The organism is Pedobacter terrae, assembly GCF_900100705.1.
GTDB lineage: Bacteria > Bacteroidota > Bacteroidia > Sphingobacteriales > Sphingobacteriaceae > Pedobacter > Pedobacter terrae.
This window is the reverse complement of the sequence record NZ_FNCH01000022.1, coordinates 55,157-66,564: the sequence shown is the minus strand read 5'-3', so window position 1 is coordinate 66,564 and position 11,408 is coordinate 55,157. Positions and strand designations below refer to the sequence as shown.

Below are 11,408 nucleotides of genomic sequence, written 5' to 3'. Positions count from 1 at the left end.
GTTTAACTATGTATAATTTTAGTAGACAATACGTTTTCTTTTTTCTTGCTGCGATATCGGTAATATTAACCGCCTGTAAGAAGGAATTTTTAGAAGTGGAGCCCAAAGGTGCGATCGTTGCGCAGGATACGAAAGACTATGAATCTTTGCTTAACACGGCCAGGATCAGCGCTTCAAGTGCCATCTCATTTCTCGGCGACGAAGTTGCCGCACAAAATGATTATTTTAGTGGAGCCGATGTTTACAGGCAACGTTTATTCGAATATAGCAACTCTGCATTACTGCCTGATCAATTGCCCGAGTTAGGTTACCTGACACAAAATTATGTTTTCAACAAAATCATTGAAGAGGTCACGCAGTCTAAAGGCGGAACAGAAGGACAAAAGCTCCAGATTATGGCTGAGGCAAAAGCTGGCAGAGCCCTTTGTCATCTGCTTTTTGTGAATGAATTTGGAAAACCCTATAACGAAGCCACCGCCAAGACTGATTTGGGCGTCCCGATCATTATTGCTGCCGATGTGACAAAAAATTCATACAAGAGGGCAACAGTTCAGGAAGTTTATGACTTTATCATTAAGAATCTTAATGAAGCCATACCGAATTTGACCAAGCCGTTTGCGCACACTGGAAAAATGTCAAAAGCCGCTGCGGAAGCTATTCTGGCACGGACATATTTCTACATGCACAAGTACGAACAGGCGAAAGTGCATCTTGATAATTCTTTTGCTGCATTGAGCGATGCAACGAGAACACCAGCTCTGTATGACTATAATGAAACACTGGGTCCTGATGGAACATGGTTGCCAGCAGCACCTGATGCTTTCGGTCCGCAACTAATGCCATTGGCAAGTATTAATGAAGATATGGAGAGCATATACAATGTGAGTATCAACTCCTTTAATATTAATTCTGCCAATACATTTGTGACTACTCCTCATACCGGAGCACTTTATGGTGTAAATGACTTTAGATTGCAAATATACTCGAGCCGCGAATTGTTTGGTGAAGTAGTGTTCCCCGATGGAATGAGACGATATCCAAGATTTGAAGCAGAGGTGGGCGTAAGTCTACCCGACATGTACCTCATGAGGGCGGAACTCAGAGCACGGATGAATGATCTTGCGGGAGCAAAATCAGATCTTGAATTACTACGTGGAAAACGCATGCCGGAGGATGAAGTTGAAGTCCCATCAGTTATTGCTGCTTCTCAGCAAAATCTTGTAATATTTATTTTGCAGGAGCGCATCAGGGAATTCGCGCTGAAAGGGATGCGCTGGTATGATATGCGGAGGTTATCTACTGATCCGGTAGAGGCCTACCGGAATTCAGTTTCCTATTCCCATAAAATTTATGACGCAGAGGGCAATACCGTTGAGACCTTAACTTTTGCTCCTAAAAATCTGGTGTTAAAATTCGGAAAAAAATTGCTGGCCCAGCATCCGCAATTAGTAGAAAACGACTAACAATTACTTTGAGAAGCACTTCGTCTGGCAGGGAAATTTATTTAGCTACCAGACGGAGTTTTGGTCTGTTCCATTACTATTTGAAGAAGGCCCTTGCTCAACTTAACCCAGCCGCGGAAGTCATTAATAGGAAAAAATCTTGCTTTCCAGTGTTCATTAACTCAGAACAATAGAAGCTAATAGTTTTAAAAAATCATGAAAAAATTAAAAATGTTGGTTGCGTTCATCCTGTTATGTACAGGCGCTTACGCACAAACAAGTTATAAGATAACAGGGAGGATTCCCTCAATGCACAAGGCTACCCGTGCGGTAATGTCATATCCGCCAGATGATAAAGGTGGCGAATACCGTGCGGATACCGCAAACATTAAAAATGGAAAATTTGAATTCAGCGGTACTATCGGAAGACCACAATTGGCGGAATTGAATTTAATTATCCCACGTAAGGCGGGTGAAAGGGCACGTAGATCCGGGTCGGGCGAAGATGGAGGAATGAAAAATGTGGCGCTATTTTATTTAGACGGCAATATTAATGTCACGTTTGGCACTGCTGGGATAGCTACCTATACCGGCGGCGGTACAGAGCAGAAAGTCTGGGAATTTTATCGCAATGAGTCCATCACCAGAAGTAAAGCGCTAAAAGGAGTTGATGTCGGTATGGAATTTTACGAAAGACTGATTTCAGACATTGTGAAACGTTTTCCAGATAATTACGTCAGTGTAGATCTGATGGACTTGTTTACACAAAGTTCAATAAATCCTAAACTTGTGGAGCCCATGTATTATGCACTGAGCAAAAGAATGCAAAATACAGAAAAGGTATTGGCCTGGAAACCAAAATTGGATGAGGTGAAACTTGCCCTTTCCGGCAACCAGAATGCTCCTGATTTTACTTTAAATGATGCCGAAGGCAAAGCGATATCGCTGGCCTCTTACAGGGGTGGTTATGTGCTGGTAGACTTCTGGGCCAGCTGGTGTGTGCCTTGCCGTGCGGAAAACCCGAATGTACTGGCTGCCTATGAAAAATATAAGGGCAAAAATTTCCAGGTATTGGGCGTGTCGTTAGATGAGAAAAAAGACCTCTGGCTAAAAGCGATCGCCGAGGACAAACTTCCCTGGAAGCAGGTATGTGACTTCAAAGCCTCCAAAAGCGAAGTGACACAACTGTATAACATTTCCTCTATTCCCGCAAATGTATTGGTTGATCCTAAGGGTAAAATCGTTGGCAAAGATTTAAGAGGTAAGGCTTTGCTTAACACGCTTGCAGAATTGATTAAATAGAGATAAATAAAACACATATCATGAAAAAAATACTATTGTTCCTGTTGATTTCCAGCTCGGCCTGGGCGCAACAACCGAAAAAAAACAAGTACAATTACGACGATTTTAACCTGCTTGTTAAAGTAGAAGACAAAGAGAAATACTATCAGGAAATGCTTCGGGAAAAACCTGAGGACAAGACCAAAGTTGCGCGATATAATGACTACCGGAGTTCATTGGCTGTAGGCTGGCTGGCTAAAGGAAATTTAGAAAAATACCGGTATTATACTAAAAGCCATCCGGAATTTTCTTTCATAGAACTCCTGGATTTTACCTATGCCCTGGAGTATTTGGTAGAAGATAGTAAGAATTTAAATCTTGTCGAACAAGTTTCCCGGGAGTATTTGGATAGGTTGGATAAAGTTAAGACCAATGATGAATTAACTTTAGACAGGATGCGTGTTCTGCTGGAAGTAAACGCCATGGCCAATGCGAAATTGGGTAATGTAACAACCGCGATGAAAAATATAACGCGATCTTCAACAATTAAAAGCATGAGAGACGCAAAGTATTTCAAAGACTCAAAATCCAATTACCTGAACCGTTATGCTATTGTTTTGGCTGCAGCAGGTCAGCAACAAAAGGCTTTAGATCTACTTATTGAGGCAGTGAGAAATGCTGATTCAAATCCTAAACTAGTAGCTACTTTGAGAGAAGTTTACAAAAAAGTAAATGGAAATGAGGACGGACTACAGGAACTGATCAAGTCTCTGCAGGATGTGGCCTACCAAAAGTATTATAAGGAAGTTGAAAAATTGTACATCGCAGATAGCAAAATACCATTTCAGGGAACAATGTTGGATCCAAATGATAATACAAAAAAGATTCCCATTTTAACTGCTAAACAGCATGCTAAAGACATATCACTGATCGACCTGGACGGCAAGACTGTAAACTTCTCTGATTATAAGGGTAAGATCATGGTAATCGATTTCTGGACCACAGGGTGTACGCCTTGTGTTTCAGCTTTTGCCGGATTTGAAAAGGTAGTAGCGGATTATAAGAAGGAAGAATTCCAGCTGTTTGTGGTCAACCTTTATGAAGAACAGCCAGCAATTAAAAGCTTTATAGCAAAAAGGGGAATTACATTAGACGTTTTACGTGACGAGCCCAACAAAACATACGACATTCAGGCGACCCCTACCAAGATTGTTTTTGACCCGATGGGCAACATCAGATTCTATAGTGTCAGTTATGCCGGTTCTACAGACCGGGAATATTACAAATTAAAAGCTATGGTTGAAATCATCAAAGCAAACAGTTAATACAAACAGAATGAAAAAGCTAATTTTATTATTACTGCTCGTTTCGGGTTCAGCTTACGCCCAGCGGACACAACAGCAGCTTGCTAAAGAATTTTATGATATTGTAAAAGTAGAGGATGAGGAACGGTTTTATAACGATTTAATTGCAAAGCGTCCAGCTGATCCTGCCAAGCCTAATCAATACAATGAATATCGTGCGCAACTTGCGGTAGACTGGCTGATTAAAGGAAATATTGATAAATATAAATTCTATAAAAGTACCAATCCTAAGTTTACCGCACTCCAGTTATTTGACTTGAGCAATCTGCTGGAGTATTGGGTGGATGACAATAAAAATGTTGCTGTAGTGGAGCAAATTTCAAAACAAATCTTAGGGGAGATACAAAAGAAAATGCACGATGATACGTTTGGACGAACCAGCGTTTTGCTTGAAGTCAACGCGATGGCTAATGCCATTCTCGGAAATATTGATGTCGCCATGGCAAACATTAAAAAGTCTGGCGTAGATGCAACGTTCAGAAATTTTGCTTATTTCAGAAATACTAAGGCCAATTACCTGAATCGTCTCGGTGCAATCTTATCTGCAGCTGGTGATCATCAACGTGCATTAGATACCTTATCTAATGCGGTGCGTACTGCTAACTCCACACCTAAAACACTAGTTACCTTGAAAGCTGTTTATCAAAAAGCCAAGGGTAATGATTCTGGTGTGGAAAAGTATATCTCCGCACTGCAGGCTGAAGCTTACCAGAAAATTGCAAAGGAGGTAGAGAAAGCATGGATTGCAGACACTAAACCTGCACCCGATGTTACGTTGACAGATATGAACGGTAAGGCCGTTAAGTTGTCTGATTACAAGGGAAAAATAGTTGTAATTGATTTTTGGAGTACCGTTTGTAAACCTTGTATTGCGGCATTTCCTGCATTCGAACGGGCTAATGATTTTTACAAAGGTGAACCCTTCCAGCTGTTTGTGATTAATGAGGGAGAGAGCCCGGATGTGGCAAAGCCATATCTGGAAAAGAAGGGCTATAAACTCAATGTATTATTTGATAATGATGAAGCCATTTTCAAAGCTTTGGGGGCTCTAGGTACGCCTCAGAAATTTATCATTGATGCCAAAGGAAATATCAATCAAACAGGGATAGGTTACGCAGGGTCAGACGATAAGGAGTTTTATAAATTGAAAGCGATGGTAGAGCTTACTAAAGCACGTTCATCAGGTAAGTAGTGCTGACTGGCTAGAATTGAAATGAAGGAGAATATTTAATAACAGACCATAAAATGAAAAAAATAATCCTAGCTATTTTGATGCTTAGTTCCTTAAGCATGATGGCACAACAACGAGAAGAAGCGGCGGTTGATTCAAAGTTAAAGGCACTACGAAGTGAAAAAAATGTGAAGGTTCGCCAGCAAAAGATAAAGGCCTTAGAAAATGGTACAGATAAAGATTTGATGTTACTAATCCAGTACTATGATAAGAATGCAGCTAAAAAAGAAGCCTTGACTAAAACGCTGCAAAAAAAATACCCGCAAAGTGAGAATGCAAGAATGATGAGGATAGCGTCATTTTTGAAATTAAAGGGAATTCCAGAAATGGAACTACATCTTCAGTCTTTGATAAAGGAATATCCAAACCTCAATCTTGACATGGAGAAGAGTTTGTTGTCCAGCACATATGCGGAAGTTCCAGATGCAAAGAAAGTTCTTCAACACATCAATTCGATGAAAGATCCTGTATTTAAGGTGAGGGCCTTGGTAATGGCAATTGAACTTATGGCCGCAGTTAACAACACTAAAGCATTAGAACTTGCGACTGGAGAATTAGAAGAAGCAAAGAAAATGAAAGGTAAGACGGCTTTAAGCGAACCTCTAAAGATAGATCCGAAAGCAGCCTATGAAGATTACATCAACCTTTACGGTAAGTTACTTTTCAATGCGGGTAAAAATGATGAGGCCTATCAATACACTACGGAAGCCTATAACAGTATTAAAAATAAAGATGGGGAACTGATCGAAAATTATGCTTTCCTATCCAGTCTGAACGGCAAGTACGAAGAGGCTTTACCAATTTTAGCTAAGTCAGTAAGAGAAGGTAAATTCGATCAAAGATATATTGAACAGGTTAGAAAAGGATATTCGGCATTATATCCGGGTAAGGATATTGAGGCTTATATTACGGCCTTAAAGAACGTTTTTATTGACAAGATCAAGATGCAGGTTTCAAAATTGATGATCAGCAAGGCTGCACCCAATTTTACAGTAACAGATGTGAACGGAAAAGTAGTCTCCCTGGCAGATTTCAAAGGCAAAACAATTGTTCTTGATTTCTGGGCTACTTGGTGTGGTCCTTGTGTGGCCTCCTTTCCTGCGATGCAAATGGCAGTAAATAGATATGCCAATGACCCTAATGTTAAATTCCTATTCATACACACCTGGGACAATGATCCAAATCCCCTTGCTGATGCAAAGAACTTCCTGAATAAACGCAATTACAAGTTTGACCTCTATATGGATCCGAGAGATCCGGTTACTAAGCATAGTGCTGCTGCTGATGCCTTTAAAATAGACGGTATACCTGCGAAATTTATCATCGATGGCAATGGTAAAGTGCGGTTTGAGGTATCTGGCTTTGAGGGGAAAAATGAGGCAGCCGCAGAAGAAATAGTACAAATGGTCGAGATGGCGCGCAAATCTTAATTACAGGGAAATTGCTTTTAAAACATGTGGAAAAATTAATTAGCCACGGAAACACAGAAATCACGGAGAAGATTAAAGTTTTCCGTGTTTTTCGTGCTTCCGTGGCAAACATAATGCTTAGACATGCTCAGAAAGAGGAAGAATTATCAGAGAAAATTTTGACTTCGATTTCCGAATTGTAACGTTTATTCTGACAGATGCGGAAGAGCCCTTTTTGTTACTTATTCAAAATCTTTTTGGTTACAAATTCATTAAAAAAGAAATCCCTGTAGATATTGCCAATCGGTATTTCAGTTTTTCCAATATATACAGTATTGTTATCTACAGAATCTATTTTGTTTACATTGATGATGTATGATTTGCTGACTCTGACAAAGAAACTTTTCGGAAGCAAATCATGGATAGTTTTAATGTTCATCAGTGTAATCACTTTTTGATTTTCTATATAGATGATAACATAATCTTTTAACCCTTCAATATAGAGTATATCACTAAAATATACTTTGAACATTCTGCGATCTGCCCTTACAAAAATATAATCGTCGGTTATGTTTTCTATATTACTGTTTGTTTGATTAGTATGAAATAATTTACAATATGTCTGCGCTTTTTCAACCGCTTTTTGAAAGCGCTCTAATTTTACAGGTTTAATCAAATAGTCAATAGCGTCGACTTCATAACTCTCAGAAGCAAATTCATGAAAAGCGGTAGTAAACACCACTAGAGTTTTTTTAGGGATAGTTTTGGCAAATTCAATTCCATTCACTCCTGGCATTTGAATATCAAGAAATACTAAATCAACAGCATTTTTTGCCAGAAATTCTCTTGTCGTATCTGCTCCGTTAAATGAAGCTATAGATTCAAGATTGTCTGTCTCATTAACCAGTTTTTGGATTGCTTTTCTTGCTAGTGGCTCATCATCTACTATTATACAGTTCATTCTTATAATTTTAGAGTTAAGGTAACGCAGTATGTTTCCGAATTGTCTTCAATTTTCAAATCATGTGAAGAAGGGAACAGAAGTTCTAATCTTCTTTTAATATTGGTCAGACCTAATCCCCCGGATTTATTAACTGCTTTTACAGCGGGTTTTGAGTTTATGCATTTGAAATAAAGCTCAGTATGGCGGACATCGAAAAACAAATTTACATAAGATAATTTCGCTGAATCATTATTATGTTTTACAGCATTTTCGACAAATGAGATAAATAATAAGGGCGGAACCTGCACGCCGCTCAATTCACCTTCTTTGGATATTAAAAAATTAAAATTATCCCGTCTAACTTTTTCCAGGTTTAAAAAGTCTTCTAAAAAATGGATTTCTGAAGTTAATAATACTTGGTCTCTAGAGCTGTCATAAAGCTGATAACGAAGCAGATCACTTAGTTTCATCAAAACTTGCGAAGCTTTTTTAGGATCATCCTCAATTAAAACATTAGCGTTGTTGAGCATATTAAAAAGGAAATGCGGATTGATCTGATTTTTTAGCTGTTCCAGTTCTGCATTAGTTTTCGCCAGGTCCAGATCATGAATGAGTTGAGCATCAGCTATCCACTGCTGGAATAATTTAACTGCTGCTGATGCAATAATTAGCATCATAATCATAAACGAAAAGGTAAAAAAGTTAATACTGTCATCCTGATAAGGCAGTAAATCAGGTTTAAAAAACCATGAAAAAATTTCATGAATGTAAAATGAAAGAACCATGCTTGACAGCATGAAAAGACCATAACTCAGGTATTTTTTTCTAAACAAAAATTTAGGAACAAAAAAATACATATTACTGTAGGCCAATAAAGTGATCTGAAAAAAAATAACGAGTCGGTTATAGGTTTCAAAAGGCTCTATATAGTCTGGCGGACTGTAATACAAAACAACAATACAAAATGCGATTAGTAACAAATGGCGTTTAAATCGGCATTTTTTTGAAATGATCAACTGAAGCATCCAATTGGCATCCATAGTTTTTCTGTGTAAAGTTTTATTCATAAGCCTATTAGATTTCAGGCAAAATTAACAATACCCAAGAAATATAAATTTTTACTATACAAAAGCACATGAATTATATACCAAAATAAGATTTAACGTGGTAAGCCTTTTCTATGAGTTAAAAACCCGCTTCGCAGCTAAAATCTTTGTGTGCATTTATTTTACTAGATGTAAAAGCAGCTTTAATATATAATGTAAGGCATTTAGTATATATAAAATATACGGGTTCAGCAAAAATATACTTTAGCCAAAAGTATTTAACATTTAACTCTAAAGATTAATAAATGAAAAGTAGAATCCTATCCTTTCTAGCACTCTTTTTTGCCCTTGCAGGCCATGCGTATTCGCAGGAAAAAGTTACCCTCAGCGGGACTATATCAAACAAGTCCAATACCGAGACACTCATTGGCGTGACTATTTACATTCCGGAATCGAAAATAAGCATTACGACCAATTCTTATGGATTTTTTACGACCACATTACCAAAAGGAACTTATACGATTATCATAAGCCACCTTGGTTTTGATCATATAGAAGAGAAGATTACACTGACCGAAAACACAAAAAGGAACTTTAGTATGACTGAAAACAGTAGAACATTGGGTGAAGTCGTAGTTAAAAGCAATTCAGCAAAAGAAAATATCCGAAAACCTGAAATGAGTACCAATAGACTGTCAATTGCAACGATAAAAAAGATGCCGGCCGTTCTGGGCGAAGTAGACGTCTTAAAATCGATCTTACAGCTTCCAGGTGTTACCAATGCCCAGGAAGGCGCATCGGGCTTCAATGTCAGGGGAGGCTCTGTTGATGGAAATCTGGTGTTGCTTGATGAGGCCGTTGTTTATAATACTTCGCATTTATTCGGATTCTTTTCTGTTTTCAATTCAGATGTAATCAAAGATTTAAAACTTTACAAAGGAGGAATCCCCGCAAATTTTGGAGGCCGTATATCTTCAGTACTTGATATTTATCAAAAAGAAGGAAACAACAAAGAGTATCATGTTAATGCGGGGATCGGATTAGTCTCAAGCCGGCTGTTGGTTGAAGGTCCTATCGTTAAAGATAAAAGTTCTTTCGTGGTTGCGGGTAGAGGTTCTTACGCGCATCTTTTTTTGAAAATGGCAAATGAACCAAATTCAGCCTATTTCTATGACTTGAACACTAAGTTCAATTACAAATTCAACGATAAAAACAATGTTTTTGTATCGGGGTACTTTGGCAACGACAATCTGAATTTTAATAACAGTTTCATAAACACCTACGGTAACAAACTTTTTAACCTCAGGTGGAACCATATATTCTCAGACAAGATTTTCTCCAACGCATCTGCCATTTATAGTGATTATGACTACAGGATTAAAGTAAAATCTGCTGGTCTTGACTGGAAAGCAGAGGTTAAAAATTACAATTTTAAATATGATTTTAAACATTATGTTTCAAATAACCTGACTTTAAATTATGGTATAAATTCAATTTACTACAATTTTAATCCTGGAACAATCAGACCTTTTAATGCGAGTTCAGCTGTCAATCCGGATCAGTTGGCCAAAAAATATGCCTTTGAAAATGCCGCCTATATCAGTGCCGAACAAAACCTTTCCGAAAAATTATCACTGAATTACGGACTTCGCTACAGTAATTTTCAAAGATTAGGTGCGCAGCAAGTGTACACCTATGCTAACAATCAACCGGTTGTTTACAATAAGGAACTTCATATGTATGAAGAGGCTAGGCCAACAGGAACAATTAACTATGCGAAAAATAAAAAGATAGCCAGTTTTAACAACCTGGAACCAAGACTTGCAATAGCTTATTCGCTAAACAATGACCAGTCCATTAAGGCTAGTTACAACAGAATGAGCCAATATGTTCATTTAATTTCCAATACTGCTTCTGCAAGCCCGCTCGATATATGGGCGCCTTCTGACCAATACCTTAAACCGGAAATTTTAGATCAGGTAGCACTGGGGTACTTTCACAATTTTAAAGACGGTAAATATTCTTTGGAAACTGAAACATTCTATAAAAAAGTGAAAAACAAGTCAGATTACATTGACGGAGCAGATTTATTGGGAATCGATGCTGTAGAAAGTGTGCTTTTAAACGGCGAAGGAAGAGCGTATGGTCTGGAAATGATGTTGAAAAAGAATACAGGAAAGCTGACGGGCTGGGTTTCCTATACGCTTTCTAAGGCACAACAAAGGACACCGGGTAGAAATGCAGAAGAATCGGGTATAAACAACGGAGAATGGTACAGGGCAAATTATGACAAACGGCATAATTTATCTGTTACGGGCGCTTATGCCGTAAGTCCGAAATGGTCATTTGGAGCTATTTTAACCTTTCAGAGCGGAAAAGCAGCGACATTTCCTGATGGAAAATACCTGTATCAGGGCGTAAATGTTGTGAGTTACGGAGTAAGAAATGAAAATTCTTTAGCTGCATACCACCGCATAGATGTATCTGCAACTTATACGCCTAAACCCGACAAGAAAAGAGGATGGCAGGGTGAATGGAATTTCAGCATCTATAATCTTTACAACAGAAACAATGCAGCATCGTATTCTTTCAGACAGAATGAAGATACTGGAACAAGTGAAACACGAAGAGTATCCATTTTTGGTATTGTCCCTAGTGTAACCTACAACGTAAAATTTTAAGTGCAACTCAC

At 38.3% G+C, this 11,408-nt stretch carries 8 protein-coding genes; 6 read left to right on the top strand and 2 right to left on the bottom strand.

Going from position 1 to position 11,408, the window contains the following annotated elements:
• Window positions 1-8: 8 nt before the first annotated feature.
• From BLR60_RS20925 to BLR60_RS20905, 5 genes are all read left to right on the top strand, one after another.
• Complete coding sequence (locus BLR60_RS20925) at window positions 9-1,463, top strand: RagB/SusD family nutrient uptake outer membrane protein (RefSeq protein WP_090503521.1); 1,455 nt, start codon at window positions 9-11, stop codon at window positions 1,461-1,463.
• A 195-nt stretch (window positions 1,464-1,658) separates the two neighbouring features.
• Window positions 1,659-2,744, top strand: coding sequence for a TlpA disulfide reductase family protein (locus BLR60_RS20920; protein WP_090503518.1), 1,086 nt, complete (start codon window positions 1,659-1,661; stop codon window positions 2,742-2,744).
• A gap of 20 nt (window positions 2,745-2,764) precedes the next feature.
• Complete coding sequence (locus BLR60_RS20915; RefSeq protein WP_090503516.1) at window positions 2,765-4,048, top strand: TlpA disulfide reductase family protein; 1,284 nt, start codon at window positions 2,765-2,767, stop codon at window positions 4,046-4,048.
• A gap of 10 nt (window positions 4,049-4,058) precedes the next feature.
• Window positions 4,059-5,279, top strand: a complete 1,221-nt coding sequence (locus BLR60_RS24705; protein WP_143009123.1) for a TlpA family protein disulfide reductase — start codon at window positions 4,059-4,061, stop codon at window positions 5,277-5,279.
• 53 nt (window positions 5,280-5,332) lie between these two features.
• A complete protein-coding gene (locus BLR60_RS20905; RefSeq protein ID WP_090503513.1) occupies window positions 5,333-6,748 on the top strand; it encodes a redoxin domain-containing protein in 1,416 nt (471 codons plus the stop codon).
• A gap of 217 nt (window positions 6,749-6,965) precedes the next feature.
• On the opposite strand, the gene BLR60_RS20900 is transcribed toward BLR60_RS20905, so the two are convergent.
• Together BLR60_RS20900 and BLR60_RS20895 are read right to left on the bottom strand one after the other, a co-directional pair.
• Window positions 6,966-7,688, bottom strand: a complete 723-nt coding sequence (locus BLR60_RS20900) for a LytR/AlgR family response regulator transcription factor (RefSeq protein WP_090503510.1) — start codon at window positions 7,686-7,688, stop codon at window positions 6,966-6,968.
• Window positions 7,689-7,690: 2 nt separating this feature from the next.
• On the bottom strand, window positions 7,691-8,737 hold the full coding sequence (locus BLR60_RS20895) for a sensor histidine kinase (RefSeq protein ID WP_090503508.1): 1,047 nt from the start codon (window positions 8,735-8,737) through the stop codon (window positions 7,691-7,693).
• Window positions 8,738-9,021: 284 nt separating this feature from the next.
• Between BLR60_RS20895 and BLR60_RS20890 the strand changes: the two genes are divergently transcribed.
• Window positions 9,022-11,397, top strand: a complete 2,376-nt coding sequence (locus BLR60_RS20890) for a TonB-dependent receptor (protein ID WP_090503505.1) — start codon at window positions 9,022-9,024, stop codon at window positions 11,395-11,397.
• Window positions 11,398-11,408 lie beyond the last annotated feature (11 nt).